Raw genomic sequence first — 15,881 nt, 5'->3', positions numbered from 1 at the left:
CCCTCCCCCTCTGTCCCCACCCGGATGCCGGGTGCCTGAGAGATTCACCCGGCCGGGCGGCCGGGCTTTCCCCGTCGGCGGACGCCGGCACGCCGGCGTCGCTTTCCAGAGGCGTCTGCCCCGCGCGGTCTCGGGTGCCTGAGAGGTTCCGGGGAGGAGTTGCTCCTTCGGCGCCCGGCCCGAGTTCGGCCGGGTCTCTCCCGCGCGGGATCGGCGACTACCCGCCAAGGGTAGCCCCGGACCCGTAGTTCCACCGAGGAACCGGGCCGGGATCACCGCCAGACTCGGCGCATGAGCAGCGCCGACCGCAATCCCGCCCCCGTCCCGTCCACCACCGCGGCCTTCCACCTGCAGGCGGTCGCGTCCTTCGTCGTCTCGCTCGCCGCGGTGACGGTCGGCGTGATCTACCTGCCCGCCGACCCCTGGGTGCGCGCCTTCCTCGCCGTCGCGGTCCTCTACGTGACGACCTCGGCGTTCACCCTCGCCAAGACCGTGCGGGACAAGCAGGAACGCCTGACGGTGGTCAACCGGGTGGACCAGGCGCGGCTGGAGAAGCTCCTCGCGGAGCACGACCCCTTCCGCCCCGCCGCCTGACCTCGGGGATGGTGGGCCGACACCCCGGCACGGGCCGCGCCCGGTGCGTCAGCTGATGGCGCGGCGGGCGCGGCGGCGGGAGAGCTCGTCCTCCGGGGCCTCGTCGACCGAGCCGCCATCGGCACGCTCCACCGGGAAGTCCTTGATCGACCCGCTGATCTCCCGCATCGCGCCGGAGACGGCGATGCCGAACACGCCCTGGCCGCCCTGCAGCAGGTCGACGACCTCCTCGGGCGAGGTGCACTCGTAGACCGTCGTGCCGTCGGAGAACAGCGTGATCTGGGCCAGATCCCTGATCCCGCGGCGGCGCAGGTGCTCGACCGCGACGCGGATGTTCTGCAGGGACACCCCGGCGTCGAGCAGGCGCTTGACGACCTTGAGGACCAGGACGTCCTTGAACGAGTAGAGGCGCTGCGACCCGGAGCCCGCGGCCCCGCGGATCGACGGGACGACGAGCCCGGTGCGGGCCCAGTAGTCCAGCTGCCGGTAGGTGATGCCGACGACCTGGCAGGCGGTGGGGCCACGGAACCCGACGAGCTGGTCCGGCAGGCCGTCGAGGCCTTCTCCGACCAGCGGGTCCGGGAAGAGCTCGCCCTGCTCGGGCCCGTCGGACGACGACGACCCGTCCACGGCACTCCCTCCGCCGGTCGGGACCTCCTGTCCCGACGACCACTCACCTGCTGACGGAGCCGACGGTAAGCGCGCGGACGCCGACGGTCAACGCGCCACGCCGCCGCACACCCTGCTCACCCGGGCGTGTCGGCGATCGGCCGTACCCCGGATGAGGGCGGACGCCCCACCGGGGCCCTTCCGACGGCCGCGACCGGCGATTCCGCACCGGCCCGCGACCCCTGACGAACCCCGGATCAGCCCGGCTGGGCTCCCCGGAAGTCCTCGGGCGAGACGGAGTCGAGGAACTCGCGGAACTTCTCGACCTCGTCCTCCTGCTCGTCCGGGATGACCAGCCCGGCCTCGGAGAGCACGCTCTCGTCGGCGTGGATCGGCACCCCGATGCGGAGCGCGAGCGCCACCGAGTCACTCGGCCGCGCGGACACCTTGATCCCGCCGTCGAAGATCAGCTCGGCGTAGAACGTGCCCTCCTGAAGATCGGTGATCCGCACCTGCTCCAGCCGCCGCCCGAGCGCACCGATCACGTCCTTGAGCAGGTCGTGGGTCAGCGGACGGGCGGGCTTGACCCCCTGCTGCTCGAGCGCGATCGCGGTGGCCTCCACCGAGCCGATCCAGATCGGCAGGTAGCGGTCGCCCTGCGTCTCCCGCAACAGGAGGATGGGCTGGTTGGCGGGCAGTTCGACCCTGACTCCCACGACGCGCATCTCGCTCATGCGCCCGCCTCCTCACCCTGGGGTCCGACATGCTCGACGCTACACGCGCGATCCGTGCTTCGCGCGCCTCCGGACGGGCGTCGGCGCGGACTTTTCCGCCCCGCAACGCCCCCGCGCCCGGTCAGCCCTCCGCCCCGGGCTCGGGCCCGGTGAGGAAGACGAGCCGGAACTTGCCGATCTGGACCTCGTCGCCGTTGGCGAGGACGGCCGTGTCGACGGGCTCCCGGTTGACGTAGGTCCCGTTGAGGCTGCCGACGTCGACGACGACGAACTCGCCGGAGTCGCGGCGGAACTCCGCGTGCCGCCGGGAGACGGTGACGTCGTCGAGGAAGATGTCGCTGTCGGGATGCCGGCCCGCGCTCGTGGTCGGCCGGTCCAGCAGGAAGCGCGATCCGGCGTTCGGGCCGCGGCGCACGACCAGCAGCGCCGAGCCGGGAGGCAGTGCGTCGACCCCCGAGACCGGCTGCTCCCGGGCCGGCGGCTCGACGTCGGCCAGGAAGTCCGCCCGGAAGACCGACGTGGTCTCCGGGGAACGCTCCGGCGGGACGCCGGGCCCGTCGTTCGTGGTCACCTCGGGGTCTCCTCCTGCGTGGTGCGGTCCCGGCCGCGCCGCTCCGGCGCCGCGGGGGTTTGCTGTCGTGCGGGCCGCCTCGGCACGACCGCCCGAACCTATCGTGCCGGGGCCGTGCGCGGGGGCCGGGGGACGGCTCTCAGGCGCCCTCGACGAGCTGCCGGTAGGCGCTCGCGTCGAGCAGGCCCGCGACCTCGTCGGCTCCGGTGTCGCCGAGCTGCAGCTCGACGATCCAGCCCTCGCCGTAGGCCGCGGAGTTGATCAGCTCCGGGCTGTCCTCGAGGGCCGAGTTCACGGCGACGACCTCGCCCGCGAGCGGCGCGTAGATGTCCGAGACGGACTTGGTCGACTCCACCTCGCCGAGCGCGTCGCCCTGCGCGAAGGTGTCGCCCACCGTCGGGAGCTGCACGAACACGACGTCCCCGAGCTGCTCCTGGGCGTGGTCGGTGACGCCGACCCGCACCCGGTTCCCGTCGAGGACCCGGACCCACTCGTGGGCCTCGGTGTACCGCAGGTCGTCCGGCGTGGCGGTCCGTTCGGCAGTCACGCTGCGCAGCCTAGACCTCGGGCCGTGATCGGTCAGAGCGGACCGGGCCCGCGCGCATCGCCAGCACGAACTGCGTGAGGTAGAGCAGCCCGGACCACAGGTAGAGGGCCACGCCCCAGGCCGCGAAGGCGTACCCGAACGGTCGCGCGAGCTCGCCCCAGAACCCGGTCCGGGTGCCCAGCAGCAGGATCGGGAAGGCGTAGAGCAGCAGGAAGGTCGCCGCCTTGCCCAGGTAGACGACCGGGAACGGGCCGTAGCCGTACCGGCGCAGCACCGACACGCAGACCCCGAGCACGAGGTCGCGGGCCACGAGCACGACCACGACCCACCACGGCACGATCTCGCGCACCCCCAGCGCGACCAGCGCCGAGAGGATGTAGAGCCGGTCGACCGCGGGGTCGAGGAGCTCGCCCAGCCGGGAGTACTGGTTCAGCAGCCGGGCCAGCTTGCCGTCCGCCCAGTCGGTGACCCCGCCGACGGCGAGGACGAGGATCGCCCAGCCGTCCGCGTGCGGCCCGAGCAGGAGCCAGAGGAACAGCGGGACCCCGGCGAGCCGCAGCACGCTGAGCAGGTTGGGGACGGTGAGCACGCGCTCCTGCCCGATCACCCCTCTCACGACGGGGAGGGTACCGGTGGAGATCCGCCCGCCCACGGGCGACGATGGCCACATGGACGCCACCCGGCTGCGAGACGTGCAGGCCCCGCTCAAGGAGCAGTACAAGGAGGACCCGGAGTCCGCCGTGGTCACGCTGCACGCGGACGGCGAGCTCGACGGCACCGGGGTCGCGTGCCGGGTGCGCACCGCGACCGCGCTGGCGGAGGCGGGCCTGCACCCGGCCACGGGCGGTGACGGCACCCAGCTCTGCTCGGGCGACATGCTCCTCGAGGCGCTGGTCGCCTGCGCCGGGGTCACCCTGCGCGCCGTCGCGACGTCGATGGGTCTGGAGGTCTCCGGCACCGTGCACGCCGAGGGGGACCTGGACTTCCGCGGCACGCTCGGCGTCGACAAGGCGGCGCCGGTCGGGTTCCGGGACGTCCGGCTGTCCTTCGCGCTCGACACCACTGCCGACGAGGAGCAGGTCGCGAGCCTGATCAAGCTCACCGAGCGCTACTGCGTGGTCCTGCAGACCATCAAGGGCAACCCGCACACCGAGGTGGCGGTGACCACGAACCCGGCGTGACCGCCGGGTAGCGTCGCGGCATGGCAGGACCCGAGACAGGACCCGCACCGGAAGCCGGCAGCACCGGGGAGAGCACGGGCGCGCAGGTGCTGCTGCGCACCCTGGTCGACGCCGGCGTCGACGTCTGCTTCGCCAACCCCGGCACGTCCGAGATGCACCTGGTCGCGGCGCTCGACGCCGAGCCGCGGATGCACGCCGTGCTGACGCTGTTCGAGGGCGTCGCGACCGGTGCCGCGGACGGCTACGCGAGGATGGCGGACAAGCCGGCGGCCACGTTGCTGCACCTCGGGCCCGGCCTGGCCAACGGCACCGCGAACCTGCACAACGCGCGGCGGGCGGGCACGCCGGTGGTCAACGTCGTCGGCGACCACGCGCTGGACCACAAGCCGCTCGACGCCCCGCTCGAGTCGGACGTCGACGCGCTGGCCGGCACCGTGTCGGCCCGCGTGCACCGCAGCCTCGCCACCACCGACCTGGGCGGCGACACCGCCGACGCCGTGGCCGCGGCGTTCGGCCCGCCCCCGGCCGTCTCCACCCTGCTCGTCCCGGCCGACGTCGCCTGGACCTCGGCACCCGGGCTCGCGCCCGGCGTCGTCGCGCCGCCCGCCGAGCCGGGCCGCGGGGCGCTCGACGCCGACGGCCTGGAGTCGGCGGCCAAGGCGCTCTGGTCCGGCGAGCCCTGCACCCTGCTCGTGGGCGGCACCGGCCTGCGGGAGCGCGGCCTGGTCGCGGCCCACCGGATCGCGGCGGCGACCGGCGCCCGGGTGCTCGCCGAGTGCTTCCCCACGCGGATGGAGCGCGGCGCCGGGGTGCCGCCGATCAGCCGGCTCGCCTACCCGGGCGACGTCGCGCGCAAGCAGCTGGCCGGCACGGCGCACCTGGTGCTGGTCGGCGCCGCCTCGCCCGTGACCTTCTTCGGCTACCCCGGCAAGCGCGGCGACCTGGTGCCCGAGGGCGCCACCGTGCACCGCGTCGCCGAGATCGGCGCGGCCGGGGCGGTCGCCCTGGAGGCCCTGGCCGACCTGGTCGCCGGGGACGTCACGGACGTGCCGCGCGCCGGGGCCGCCCGCCCCGCGCTGCCCTCCGGCCCGCTGACCGTGCAGTCCGCCGCCGAGGTCGTCGGCGCCCTGCTGCCCGAGGGCGCGATCGTCGTCGACGAGTCGGTGACCTCGGGTGCCTCGCTGCCGCAGGCCACGGCCGGCTCGCCGCGGCACGACTGGCTCACCCTGACCGGCGGCGCGATCGGGTTCGGTCTCCCCGCGGCCACCGGGGCCGCCGTCGCGTGTCCGGACCGGCCCGTCTGGTGCCTGCAGGCGGACGGCAGCGCGATGTACACGATCTCCGCGCTGTGGACGCACGCGCGGGAGAACCTGGACGTCACCACGGTGATCTACGACAACGGCGCCTACGCGATCCTGCGCGGCGAGCTGCTCGGCGTCGGTGCGTCGCTCCCCGCCGACTCCCCCGCCCGGTCGCTGCTCGACCTCGGCGCGCCGCGGCTGGACTTCGTCGCCCTCGCCACCGGGATGGGTGTCCCCGCCGTCCGGGCCGCGACGGCGGAGGAGCTGGCCGACGCGCTGCGCCGGGCCGCCGCCGAACCCGGTCCCCACCTGGTCGCTGCGCAGGTCCCGCCGCTGGTCCCGTGATCACGACCGCCGGCCGGGCCGTTCGTCGCGGTGTCGTGTCGGTTCGGCGCGGGTACCCCCGATCGCGGGACGGTTGACCCCCGGTCGCGGCCGTAGGGTGGCGACCTGGTCACGAGCAGCGAGTGAGAGACATGAGCGTGCGAGCGGCAGAGGATCTGGCGTCCGGCGATCACGCCTGCGCCGTGCCGGTCAGCGACGAGCAGCTCTGGGAGCTCACCGCCCGCTTCCTCTCCGGTGGCCTGCGGCGCAACGAGAAGGTCGTCTACTTCGACGACGGCACCGCCGAGCAGGTGCTGGAGCGGCTGACCGAGGACCGGATGCCGGTCGCCGCCACCCTCCGCAGCGGGCAGCTGCAGGTGGTGCCCGCGGACGTCACGCGCGGGGCCTTCCGCTCGCCGGTCGCGGACGTCCGGGCGCTGCTGCACTCCTACGTCGACGGGTCCGTGGCGCAGGGCTGGTCGGGCTTCCGGATGACCGGCCAGATGAGCTACGGCGCCGAGGCGCCCGCCGGCATCCCGATGACGGCCTACGACGCCGCCCTCGACGACGTCGTCCGGGAGCGTCGGCTGGCCGCACTGTGCCTCTACGACCACGCGCACTACACGCAGGAGCAGATCGAGCGGATGCGCGCGGCGCACCGCGAGGAGCTCAGCTCCCCCGCCGCCTACGACGACGGCCTGCTGCGGATCACCCAGACCGGGCTCACGGCGGTGCGCCTGGCGGGCGAGGCGGACCACAGCAACCGCCCCGTGATCCACAAGCTGATCACGGACACGCTCGACCGGGCGCTGCGGTCCGCCGACGCGCCCACGGACATCGAGCTGAACCTGGCGTCGCTGCGGTTCCTCGACGTCGCCGGAGCCGTCGCCCTGGTGCACGCGGCGGAGGAGTTCCCGAGCAGCCACCGGCTCGTGCTCGGTGACGTCCGGCCCGGCGTCCAGCGGGTGCTGGACCGGTGCGGTGCGCCGTTCGCCACCCAGCTGGTGGTCCGGGAGGCCCGCCAGCCCCCGGCCAGGTTGCGCGGGGTGCCGGACGAGCCGCGCGAGCGGCGGGTCGCGGAGGCGCCGCAGGACCGGCCGGAGGAGCCCGACCCGGCCCGGTCGTCCGGCTTCGTCGACGGTGCCGGGAGTGCCGGGAGCTCGAACGGTGACGGCGGTGCGGACGGTGGTGCCCCGCGCGAGCCCGCGACCGAGGGGGCCGGCACGTGAAGGTCGAGTCCCGCGTCCCCGCGCACACCCGGCTGCGGCACGCCGTGGAGTTCCACGACGGGCCCGCGGACCAGCTCGCCCGCACCGTCGCGTTCGCCCGGGCCACCGTGCGCCGCGGCGAGCAGCTCGCCGTCGCCGTGCCGCCCGCCGTCGAGACGGCGGTGTTCGAGGCGGTCGGGCACGCGGGCGTGGTCGCGCTCTCGGCGCCGTACGGCCCGTCCGGCGGCTCGGGGCAGACCACGGCCGCGACCTGGGCCCGGGAGCTGCGCTCGCTCGTGCAGAGCGACGCCGGCGTGACCGTCCTGTGCGGGCACGACCCGGCGCAGGACGGCGTCGACGGCGGGTACTGGACCGAGCTCGACGCCGCGCTCAACGTCTCGCTGGCGGACCTGCCCGTGGACCTCGTCTGCCTCTACCCCGCCTGGCCCCTGCACCTGGAGGTGCTCGAGGGCGCCCGGGCCAACCACCCGTACGTGCTCGAGGGCGGTGTCCCGCGGGCGAACCCCGAGCACCGCTGCCCGCTGGAGGTCCTGCGCGGGCGGGAGCGCGCCGCGCCGCTGGTCCTGGGCCCGCCGGACGTCACCTACCGGTACAACTCCTGGCAGCTGCACGAGGTCCGGCGGATGGTCGCGCGGCTCGCGCCGGCGCTGGGCTTCGACCCGGTCCGGTCCGAGGACCTGGTGCTGGCCGTCAACGAGATCGCCACGAACGCCGTCGAGCACGGGGCGCCGCAGGCGGAGATCCAGCTGTGGGCGACGACGGGCGGGCTGGTCTGCGAGGTGCACGACACCGGCGACCTGCACGAGCCGCTGCCGGGTCTGACCGCCCCGCACCCGGCGGAACCGCGCGGACGCGGGGTGTGGATCGCCCGGCAGCTGTGCGACCTGCTGCACGTGTGGCAGGACCGCGCGGGCACGCACGTCCGGTTGCACGCGACACCCTGACCGCCGGGCGCCCTGATCACGAGCGCCGGACCCCGTCGATCGTGTTCCGAGGGGTGCGTTAAGATCGCGACGGGCGTCACCACTACGGCTGTACCTGCGGTTTGTCAATTGGGTACTCGCAGATCGTAACTGTGACGAAACAGCCCCTTGGCAATCCGGGCCGTCGGGAGAACACTGTTCGGCGGCACGGCGCCCACGAGGCCTGCCCACGGTCACCAGTCGAGCACCACCACAAGTCGGGATAACCATGTCTGACGGTCACCGCCGATCCCTCACGGAGTGTCCGAGCCACCGCATCACGGTGCTCGGCTCGTTCGGTCTCACCTCGGACGGCACCACAGTGCCGTTGGGCGTGGACTCCCGCCGCGTCGTCGCGTACCTGGCGGTGCACCGCCGGCCGCAGCGCCGCGCGGGCCTCGCCGCCGACCTGTGGCCGGGCGTCCCGGCCGAGGCCGCCCACCGGCTGCTCGCCGAGGCGGTGGGCGCGATCGACGTACCCGGGCTGCTCGTGGGCGACCCGACCGACGAGGACGCCCCGCTGGCGCTCGCCGACGAGGTCGAGGTCGACCTGTCCGACGCGATGCTGCTGGTCCGCGCCTTCTCCGGCGGCGGCCGGCTCACCGAGCGTCCCGCGGTCGACCTGCTGACCGAGGACGTCCTGCCCGCCTGGACCTCCCCGTGGATCGCCGTCGAGCGGGAGCGCTTCCGCCAGCTCCGGCTCGCCGCGCTGGAGGAGGTCTCCCTCAAGCTCACCGCGGCCGGCCTGTTCGCCGACGCCGTGCAGACCGCCGGGATCGCCGTCGCCGCCGCCCCCAGCCGGGAGAGCGCGCGCCGGGCCCTGATCGAGGCGCTGCTGGCGAAGGGCGACGTCGTCGAGGCGGTCGCCCAGTACGACGCGTTCCAGGAGCTGCTGCGCACCAGCGTCGGCCCGGAGAGCGCGGGCCTCGAGGGCCTGTTCCCGCCCGCCGGCACCTGGCCGATGCGGCCCGCGATGGGTGGGTTCCGCCGCCCGGTGCAGCGCTCCGCGGTGGTCCTGCCCGGCCTGCGCGCCGCCCGTCCGGCCACGCCGGGCGCCCCGCGCCGCCTGGTCGCCGGCGGCTCGGTGCCCGGCCGCTGAGTCGGTCTCCCGACGGACCCGCTCCGGAACCCCGGTCGCCCGCGGCCGGGGTTCCGGCGTTCTCGGGGGCGGACGGATTCCCCGAGCGCTCCCCGTCGCTTGGGTCGGTGAAACGGTCGGTCCCGAGCGTTGCCGGGTCGGTGAGGCGGTCAGTCGCCGAGCGCGAGCTCGAGGCAGACCTCGGTGCCGCGGCCGGTCGCGATCACCTCGAGGTGCGCGGCGAGCGCCCGGATCATCGGCAGCCCGCGGCCGCGGTCCCGGACCGCACCCGCGGAGGCCGGGCGCCAACGCCCCTGGTCGCAGATCCGCGCGGCGACGACGCTGCCCGTGCGCCGGCGGCGCAGCTGCAGGTCGACCTCGACGGGGCCGGGCGGGCCGCCGCGGTACGCGTGGTCGACGGCGTTGGCCGCGGCCTCGCCGACCGCGAGCAGCAGATCGACGAGGACGTCGGCGGACAGGCCCGCGCGCCGGCCCCAGCGGGACACCGCGGTGCGGATGCCGGAGAGCTCGTCGGGCACCGCCGTGCGGACGATGCGCAGCTCGTCCGGCACCACGCGCATCGGCCGGCCGGCGACCGCCGCATCCGCACCGGTCGGCGCGCCGCCGGTCGACGCGGCGGTCGACGCGCCGCCGGTCGACGCGGCGGTCGGTGCGGCGGGGACGCCGCGCTGCGGGCCGTGCACGTTCACGAGCGGAGTGCCCCCGGGGATCGACTCTGGCGCACCGGGTCCGGTCGCCTCGCCTGGTATCCCCCGGGCCCGCTCGCGGCAAACCGGGACGCCCGCCGCCCGCGCGGTGACGCGCGTCGGCGGCGCGGTACGCGGGTCAGCCGTGGAAGCGCGGTGCCCGCTTCTCCCCGAACGCGGTCAGCCCCTCGGCGCCCTCCGGCCCGGCCGCGCTGGCCGAGATCGAGGCGGCCTCGGCGTCGAGGTGGGTGCGCAGGTCGTGGTCGAACGTCCCGGCCAGCAGCCGCTTGATCCGGCCGAGCGCCGCGGTGGGGCCCTGGGCCAGCCGGTAGGCCGTGGCCTCTGCCTCGGCCGCCAGCTCGGTGTCGTCGACCAGCACGGACGCGATGCCGAGCGACAGCATGTCCTCGGCGCCGAGCACCTGGTCGGTCAGCAGGATGTGCCGGGCCCGGCCGAGCCCGACGATCCGCGGCAGGGTCCAGCTCATGCCGCCGTCGGGCGAGAACCCGATCGCGGGGTAGGCGGGCCGGACCCGCGTGGAGGCCCCGACGACCACGACGTCCGTGGCCAGCACGATGCTCATCCCCGCCCCGGCGGCCCAGCCCTGCACGCCGGCCACGGTCGGGACGGCGCACCGGACGTACGCCTCGAGCATCTCGTGGAACAGGTCGGCGACCTCGCGGACGAACGCGCCGCGGTCCTCCGCCGCCGCGAAGGACCGGACGTCCCCGCCGGCGCAGAAGTTGCCGCCGTCGTGGGCCAGCTGGACCGCGCCGACGCCGCGCTCGGCCGCCTCCTCGGCGGTGCCGAGACCGCGCAGCGCCTCGGCGACCTCGGCCATGGCCGGGCCGTCGAGCGCGCCCGCCTTGCCCGCCGTCACCCGGCAGCGCAGCACCCGCCCGTCCTGCGCCACCACCGGGCTCCCGCTCGCACCGCTCATCCCACCGCTCCTCACCCGGGGTGCGTCCCCGTCGACCCCGGCAGGCTAACGGTCAGCTCTGACCGGAGGGAACGATCGCCCCGGGTGAGGCGGCCGACACCGGCCCGCTCGCACGGGTTCAGGCCAGCGCGCGCAGCTTCGGGACGACGTCCTCGGCGAACTGGGTGAGGAACCGCTCCTGGTCGTGGCCGGGGCCGTGGAACACGAGGTGGTTGAGCCCGGCGTCGAGGTAGGGCTTGATCTGCGCGACGGCCTCGTCCGGGTCGTTCGCCACGATCCACCGCTTGGCGACCTGCTCGATGGGCAGCTCGTCGGCCAGCCGCTCCATCTCCTCGGCCGAGTCCACCGTGTGCTTCTGCTCGGCGGTCAGCGACAGCGGCGCCCAGAACCGGGTGTTCTCGAGCGCGGCGTCCGCGTCCCGGTCGTAGGACAGCTTGATCTCGATCGTCCGGTCGATGTCGTCGAAGGAGCGCGACTCCTTCTCCGCGCCCTCCTTCACCGCCGGGATCAGCTTCTCGGTGTAGAGGTCCATGCCCTTGCCCGAGGTGCAGATGAAGCCCTCCCCGGAGCGGCCCGCGTAGCGCGCCACCACCGGCCCGCCGGCGGCGATGTAGACCGGCACCGGCTTGTCCGGCCGGTCGTAGATCGAGGCGTTGACCAGCCGGTAGTAGTCGCCCTCGAAGTCGACGTTCGTGTCGGTCCACAGCGCCCGCATCAGCCGCACCGCCTCGCGCAGCCGGGCGAAGCGCTCCTTGAACTCCGGCCACTCCATGCCCGACACCGCGATCTCGTTGAGCGCCTCGCCGGTGCCCGCGCCGAGGATGATCCGGTTGTCGTAGAGCAGCGCCATGGTGGCGAAGGTCTGCGCCATCACCGCCGGGTTGTACCGGAACGTCGGCGTGGTCACGCTCGTGCCGATCCGCACCCGCCGGGTGCGCTCCCCCACCGCCGCCATCCACGTCAGGGCCGACGGGGCGTGCCCGCCCTCGTGCCGCCACGGCAGGAAGTGGTCCGACACCCACACGCTGTCCAGGCCCACCTCCTCGGCCCGCACCGCGTACTCCACCAGGTCACGGGGCCCGAACTGCTCCGCCGAGGCCTTGTAACCGATCTTGAGGTCCACGCTGGTCCTTCCGCTGGGGTCTCCGCCCACAGGTCTACTACACGGGGCCGCCACGGACACCCGCATGCGTGGCCTCGCGCCTTGACCTCGACCGCGGTTCAGGGCGCACGGTCGGGTGGTGATCGATGCGTCAGCCCGCGGCGAACCCGCCGCAACTCGGATGCGCCGGAGCCGGCGACTTCGTAGCGTGGACGAGACCATGCCTGCCTCTCCCGACACCGTGCAGGCGCAGGACCCTCCCACGACCGAGCCGACGGGGGCCGCGATCCGGCCCGCGGCGACCCTGGCCGCGCTGCGCCGCCTCGCCCCCTACGTCCGCCCGCACCGCCGTGCCCTGCTCGGCTCGGGCGCCGCGGCGCTCGGCGCCACCCTCGCCGCGCTGGTCGTCCCGCTGGTCACCCGGCGGATCGTCGACGGGCCGATCGCGCGCGGCGACCTCTCGCCGCTGCCCTGGCTGGTCGGCGGCGTCCTCGCGCTGGGCCTCGTCGAGGCCCTCCTGCTGCTCGTGCGCCGCCGGATCGTCGCGCGCCCGACCACCCGCATCGAGGCCGACATGCGCGCCGACCTCTATGCGCACCTCCAGCGGCTGCCGATCGCCTTCCACGACCGGTGGCCGTCGGGCCAGCTGCTCTCCCGGGCCGTGCAGGACCTGTCCACGATCCGCCGGTTCCTGGCGTTCGCCGGGGTGTTCCTCGTCGTCAACACGATCACCGCACTGGTCGGGATCGCGATCCTGGGTGCGCTGTCGTGGCTGCTGGGGGTGGCGGTCCTGGTCGTCGCCGTGCCGCTCGTCGCGCTGACGCTGCGGCTGGAGCGCCGCTACTCCGTGGTCGCGCGGCTGGCCCAGGACCAGGACGGCGACCTCGCGACGACGGTCGAGGAGTCCGCACTCGGCGTCCGGGTGCTGCGCGCGCTCGGCCGCGGCCGGCAGATCACCGAGCGCTTCCTCACGGGCGCCCGCGGGCTGCGGGGCACGGAGCTGCGCAAGGTGCGGCTGCAGGCGGCCCTGTGGTGCGTGCTCGTGCTGCTGCCCGAGGCCGCGATCGCGATCATCCTCGCGATCAGCGCGTGGGGTGTGGCCACGGGCGCGCTGACGGTCGGCACCCTGGTCGCCGCCGTGACGATCATGACCTATCTGTACTGGCCGATCGCCTCGCTGGGCTGGCTGCTCACCGAGGCCGGGAACGCCGCCGCGGCGACCCGGCGGTACTGGGAGGTCCGGGACGTCGCGCCGGCGATCGTCGACCCGCCCGATCCGGTCGAGCTCGGTCCGGTCCGCGGCCGGATCGAGTTCCGCGGCGTCCGGTTCCGGCACGAGGGGGCCACGTCCGAGGTGCTGCGCGGCGTGGACCTCGTCGTCGAGCCCGGCGAGACGATGGCCCTGGTCGGCGCCACCGGCTCGGGCAAGACCGTGCTGACCTCGCTGGTCGGCCGGCTCGCCGACGTCACCGGCGGTGCCGTGCTGCTCGACGGCGTCGACGTCCGGCGGCTCCGGCTCGCCGACCTGCGGACCGCCGTCGCCACGGCCTTCGAGGACCCGGTGCTGATCTCGGCGAGCGTCCGGGAGAACGTCGCCCTGGGCCTGCCCGACGCGAGCGACGACGGCGTCCGGGAGGCCCTCCGGATCGCCGGGGCCGCTCGGTTCGTCGAGGCGCTGCCCTGGGGCCTGGCGACGCGCATCGGCGAGCAGGGTCTGTCCCTGTCCGGCGGCCAGCGGCAGCGGCTCGCGCTGGCGCGCGCCGTGCTCGGCCGCCCGCCGGTCCTGGTGCTCGACGACCCCCTCTCGGCCCTCGACGTGCACACCGAGGCCGAGGTCGAGGTCGCCCTGCGCAGCGTGCTCGGCGGGGTGACGGCGCTGGTGGTGGCCCACCGCCCGTCCACCGTGCAACTGGCCGACCGGGTCGCGCTCCTGGAGGGCGGCCGGGTCATCGCCGTCGGGACGCACCGCGCGCTGCTCGCCACGAACGCGACCTACCGGGACCTGCTGAGCAGCCCGGACGCCGACCGGGTGGGTGCGGCATGAGCACCCCGACGGACCCCGCCGCCGATGTCGGGTGGCGCGGGGTCGGCGACGACAGCGAGGAGGTCACCCGCGCCGCCGGCCTGCGGCTGGCCCGCAGCGCCCGCCGGCTCGTCGCCGACCTGCTGCGTCCCCGCCGGTGGGCCGTCGCGCTCGCGCTGCTGATCCTGGTCGCGGAGAACGCGGTCACGCTCACCGGGCCGCTGCTCGTCGCGCTGGCCGTGGACACCGGTGTGCCCGCCGCCCTCGACGGCCGTCCGGCCCCGCTGGCCTGGGCCGTCACCGGCTACGCCGCCTGCGGCTTGGGGTCGGCCGGGCTGCGGGCGGCCTTCCTGCTGCTGTCCGGGCGGCTCGGCCAGGACGTGCTGCTCGAGCTGCGTGCCCGGGTGTTCCGGCACGCGCAGCGGCTCGCCCTCGAGTGGCACGAGTCGTACACCTCCGGCCGGTTGATCTCCCGGCTGACCAGCGACCTGGAGTCGATCGACGACCTGCTCCAGCAGGGGCTCGACGGCCTGCTGGGCGCGCTGCTCTCGCTGGCCGGGATCACCGTCCTGCTGCTGCTGATCGACCCGGTGCTCGCCGGCGTGGTGCTGGCCGGGTTCGTGCCGCTGGCCCTGCTCACCCGCTGGTTCCAGCGCCGCTCGCGGGCGAGCTACCGGCTCACGCGCACCTGGGTGGCGCGGGTGATCGTCCAGTTCGTCGAGTCGATGAACGGCATCCGCGCGGTGCAGGCCTACCGCCGCGAGGCCCGCAACGAGTCGATCATGGAGCAGCTCAACCACCGGTACCGCGACGCCAACGCCGCGGCCCTGCTCACGCTGTCCTGGTTCGTGGCGTGCGTGCGCGCCGTGGGCAACCTGACGCTGGCCCTGGTGCTGCTGCTCGGCGCGCTGCGGGTCACCTCCGGGGCGCTCGAGCTCGGTGCGCTGACCGCGTTCCTGCTCTACCTGCGCCGCTTCTACGACCCGCTCGACCAGCTCGCGCAGTTCCTCAACGCCTACCAGTCGGCGGCCGCGGCGCTGGAGAAGCTGGCCTCGGTGCTGGAGACGCCGATCGGGGTGCCGGAGCCGGCGCACCCGCGCGCCCTGCCGTCCCCGGTGCGCGGCGAGCTGACCTTCGACCGGGTCACCTTCGCCTATCCGCGCGCGCCCGAGCGGCTCGTGCTGCCCGAGCTCTCGCTCACCGTGCCGGCCGGGCAGACGATCGCGCTGGTCGGCGAGACCGGGGCGGGCAAGACCACGCTGGCCAAGCTCGCCGCGCGGTTCCACGACCCCGTGCAGGGTGCGGTGCGCCTCGACGGCGTGGACCTGCGCGACCTCGCCGACGCCGACCTGCGCCGGGCGCTGGTCATGGTCACCCAGGAGCCGTTCCTCTTCTCCGGCTCGCTGGCGGAGAACGTCGCGATGGGCCGGCCCGGTGCCTCCCGCGCGGAGATCGCCGCGGCCGTCGACGCCGTCGGGGCGGACTTCGTGCACGACCTGCCGGAGGGGCTCGACACGGACGTGCGCAAGCGCGGCGGCCGGCTGTCCGCGGGACAGCGGCAGCTGGTGTCGCTGGCCCGGGTGGTGCTGGCCGATCCCGCGGTGGTGCTGCTCGACGAGGCCACGTCGAGCCTCGACATCCCCTCCGAGCGGGCGGTGCAGGCGGCGCTGGAGACGGTGCTGGCCGACCGCACGGCGCTGATCATCGCCCACCGGCTCTCCACGGTCGCCATCGCCGACCGGGTGCTGGTGATGGCGGGCGGGCGGATCGCCCAGGACGGGACGCCGGCGGCACTGCTCGCCTCCGGCGGCGACTTCGCCGACCTCCACGCCGCCTGGCAGGACTCCCTCCGCTGATTCCCTATCGGCGTTGCCTTGTCAATGGCTCACGTCTTGCGTGGTGGTCGTCGGCCGCGTGAGGATGCCTGGTGGGGAAGGTCGCCTCGTTTGTCGACGCCTTCGGGTGTCTGACCTGCTGGT

16 protein-coding genes and 2 riboswitches are annotated in these 15,881 nt (G+C 74.9%); of the genes, 8 read left to right on the top strand and 8 right to left on the bottom strand.

The window, feature by feature from the left end:
- Nucleotides 1-115, bottom strand: a riboswitch (glycine riboswitch).
- Nucleotides 116-213: riboswitch (glycine riboswitch) on the bottom strand.
- A 78-nt stretch (nucleotides 214-291) separates the two neighbouring features.
- Complete coding sequence (locus ABD990_RS04750) at nucleotides 292-594, top strand: YiaA/YiaB family inner membrane protein (RefSeq protein WP_345378596.1); 303 nt, start codon at nucleotides 292-294, stop codon at nucleotides 592-594.
- 48 nt (nucleotides 595-642) lie between these two features.
- Here the strand turns inward: ABD990_RS04750 and ABD990_RS04745 are convergent, their stop codons facing one another.
- The 5 genes from ABD990_RS04745 to clsA form a co-directional block, all read right to left on the bottom strand.
- Complete coding sequence (locus tag ABD990_RS04745) at nucleotides 643-1,224, bottom strand: MerR family transcriptional regulator (RefSeq protein ID WP_037038967.1); 582 nt, start codon at nucleotides 1,222-1,224, stop codon at nucleotides 643-645.
- 236 nt (nucleotides 1,225-1,460) lie between these two features.
- Complete coding sequence (locus tag ABD990_RS04740; protein ID WP_345378595.1) at nucleotides 1,461-1,937, bottom strand: bifunctional nuclease family protein; 477 nt, start codon at nucleotides 1,935-1,937, stop codon at nucleotides 1,461-1,463.
- A gap of 121 nt (nucleotides 1,938-2,058) precedes the next feature.
- Nucleotides 2,059-2,508 carry a glycogen accumulation regulator GarA gene (garA, locus tag ABD990_RS04735; RefSeq protein ID WP_345378594.1) on the bottom strand — a complete coding sequence of 150 codons (450 nt, stop codon included), beginning with the start codon at nucleotides 2,506-2,508 and terminating at the stop codon, nucleotides 2,059-2,061.
- A 139-nt stretch (nucleotides 2,509-2,647) separates the two neighbouring features.
- The gene (gcvH, locus tag ABD990_RS04730; RefSeq protein ID WP_345378593.1) at nucleotides 2,648-3,055 is read right to left on the bottom strand and encodes a glycine cleavage system protein GcvH; all 408 of its coding nucleotides are present in this window, start codon (nucleotides 3,053-3,055) and stop codon (nucleotides 2,648-2,650) included.
- A gap of 10 nt (nucleotides 3,056-3,065) precedes the next feature.
- Complete coding sequence (clsA, locus tag ABD990_RS04725) at nucleotides 3,066-3,671, bottom strand: cardiolipin synthase ClsA (RefSeq protein WP_345378592.1); 606 nt, start codon at nucleotides 3,669-3,671, stop codon at nucleotides 3,066-3,068.
- A 52-nt stretch (nucleotides 3,672-3,723) separates the two neighbouring features.
- On the opposite strand from clsA, the gene ABD990_RS04720 reads away from it, so the two are divergent.
- The 5 genes from ABD990_RS04720 (at nucleotide 3,724) to ABD990_RS04700 (ending at nucleotide 9,151) form a co-directional block, all read left to right on the top strand.
- Nucleotides 3,724-4,236 carry an OsmC family protein gene (locus ABD990_RS04720; RefSeq protein ID WP_345378591.1) on the top strand — a complete coding sequence of 171 codons (513 nt, stop codon included), beginning with the start codon at nucleotides 3,724-3,726 and terminating at the stop codon, nucleotides 4,234-4,236.
- Between the two features lie 20 nt (nucleotides 4,237-4,256).
- Nucleotides 4,257-5,882: an acetolactate synthase large subunit gene (locus tag ABD990_RS04715; RefSeq protein WP_345378590.1), complete on the top strand. Its 1,626-nt coding sequence runs from the start codon at nucleotides 4,257-4,259 to the stop codon at nucleotides 5,880-5,882.
- Between the two features lie 182 nt (nucleotides 5,883-6,064).
- Entirely contained in the window at nucleotides 6,065-7,090 is a 1,026-nt protein-coding gene (locus tag ABD990_RS04710) for an MEDS domain-containing protein (protein WP_425569427.1), read from the top strand.
- The gene (locus ABD990_RS04705; RefSeq protein ID WP_345378587.1) at nucleotides 7,087-8,034 is read left to right on the top strand and encodes an ATP-binding protein; all 948 of its coding nucleotides are present in this window, start codon (nucleotides 7,087-7,089) and stop codon (nucleotides 8,032-8,034) included. Before ABD990_RS04710 ends, ABD990_RS04705 begins: the two co-directional genes overlap by 4 nt.
- Before the next feature lie 352 nt (nucleotides 8,035-8,386).
- A complete protein-coding gene (locus ABD990_RS04700; protein WP_345378586.1) occupies nucleotides 8,387-9,151 on the top strand; it encodes an AfsR/SARP family transcriptional regulator in 765 nt (254 codons plus the stop codon).
- Between the two features lie 149 nt (nucleotides 9,152-9,300).
- On the opposite strand, the gene ABD990_RS04695 is transcribed toward ABD990_RS04700, so the two are convergent.
- From ABD990_RS04695 to fgd, 3 genes are all read right to left on the bottom strand, one after another.
- The gene (locus ABD990_RS04695) at nucleotides 9,301-9,840 is read right to left on the bottom strand and encodes an ATP-binding protein (RefSeq protein WP_345378585.1); all 540 of its coding nucleotides are present in this window, start codon (nucleotides 9,838-9,840) and stop codon (nucleotides 9,301-9,303) included.
- A 136-nt stretch (nucleotides 9,841-9,976) separates the two neighbouring features.
- The gene (locus ABD990_RS04690; RefSeq protein ID WP_345378584.1) at nucleotides 9,977-10,777 is read right to left on the bottom strand and encodes an enoyl-CoA hydratase/isomerase family protein; all 801 of its coding nucleotides are present in this window, start codon (nucleotides 10,775-10,777) and stop codon (nucleotides 9,977-9,979) included.
- 118 nt (nucleotides 10,778-10,895) lie between these two features.
- Entirely contained in the window at nucleotides 10,896-11,900 is a 1,005-nt protein-coding gene (gene fgd, locus ABD990_RS04685) for a glucose-6-phosphate dehydrogenase (coenzyme-F420) (protein ID WP_345378583.1), read from the bottom strand.
- A 199-nt stretch (nucleotides 11,901-12,099) separates the two neighbouring features.
- Here fgd and ABD990_RS04680 point away from each other — a divergent pair, with 199 nt between their 5' ends.
- Both ABD990_RS04680 and ABD990_RS04675 read left to right on the top strand, forming a co-directional pair.
- Nucleotides 12,100-13,923 (top strand): ABC transporter ATP-binding protein, encoded by a 1,824-nt coding sequence (locus tag ABD990_RS04680; RefSeq protein WP_345378582.1) that lies wholly within the window; start codon nucleotides 12,100-12,102, stop codon nucleotides 13,921-13,923.
- Complete coding sequence (locus ABD990_RS04675) at nucleotides 13,920-15,758, top strand: ABC transporter ATP-binding protein (protein ID WP_345378581.1); 1,839 nt, start codon at nucleotides 13,920-13,922, stop codon at nucleotides 15,756-15,758. The genes ABD990_RS04680 and ABD990_RS04675 overlap by 4 nt, the downstream gene beginning before the upstream one ends.
- Nucleotides 15,759-15,881 lie beyond the last annotated feature (123 nt).

The organism is Pseudonocardia yuanmonensis (assembly GCF_039542425.1).
Taxonomy (GTDB): domain Bacteria; phylum Actinomycetota; class Actinomycetes; order Mycobacteriales; family Pseudonocardiaceae; genus Pseudonocardia; species Pseudonocardia yuanmonensis.
The sequence above is the reverse complement of the archived record's forward strand: the minus strand, read 5'-3'. Positions and strand labels throughout refer to the sequence as shown.

Bases quoted from the DNA above. Each gene is read 5' to 3' on its own strand.
- ABD990_RS04750 (WP_345378596.1), top strand. From the start codon at position 292: ATGAGCAGCGCCGACCGCAATCCCGCCCCCGTCCCGTCCACCACCGCG.
- ABD990_RS04740 (WP_345378595.1), bottom strand. From the start codon at position 1,937: ATGAGCGAGATGCGCGTCGTGGGAGTCAGGGTCGAACTGCCCGCCAAC.
- ABD990_RS04720 (WP_345378591.1), top strand. From the start codon at position 3,724: ATGGACGCCACCCGGCTGCGAGACGTGCAGGCCCCGCTCAAGGAGCAG.
- ABD990_RS04715 (WP_345378590.1), top strand. From the start codon at position 4,257: ATGGCAGGACCCGAGACAGGACCCGCACCGGAAGCCGGCAGCACCGGG.
- ABD990_RS04690 (WP_345378584.1), bottom strand. From the start codon at position 10,777: ATGAGCGGTGCGAGCGGGAGCCCGGTGGTGGCGCAGGACGGGCGGGTG.
- ABD990_RS04680 (WP_345378582.1), top strand. From the start codon at position 12,100: ATGCCTGCCTCTCCCGACACCGTGCAGGCGCAGGACCCTCCCACGACC.
- ABD990_RS04675 (WP_345378581.1), top strand. From the start codon at position 13,920: ATGAGCACCCCGACGGACCCCGCCGCCGATGTCGGGTGGCGCGGGGTC.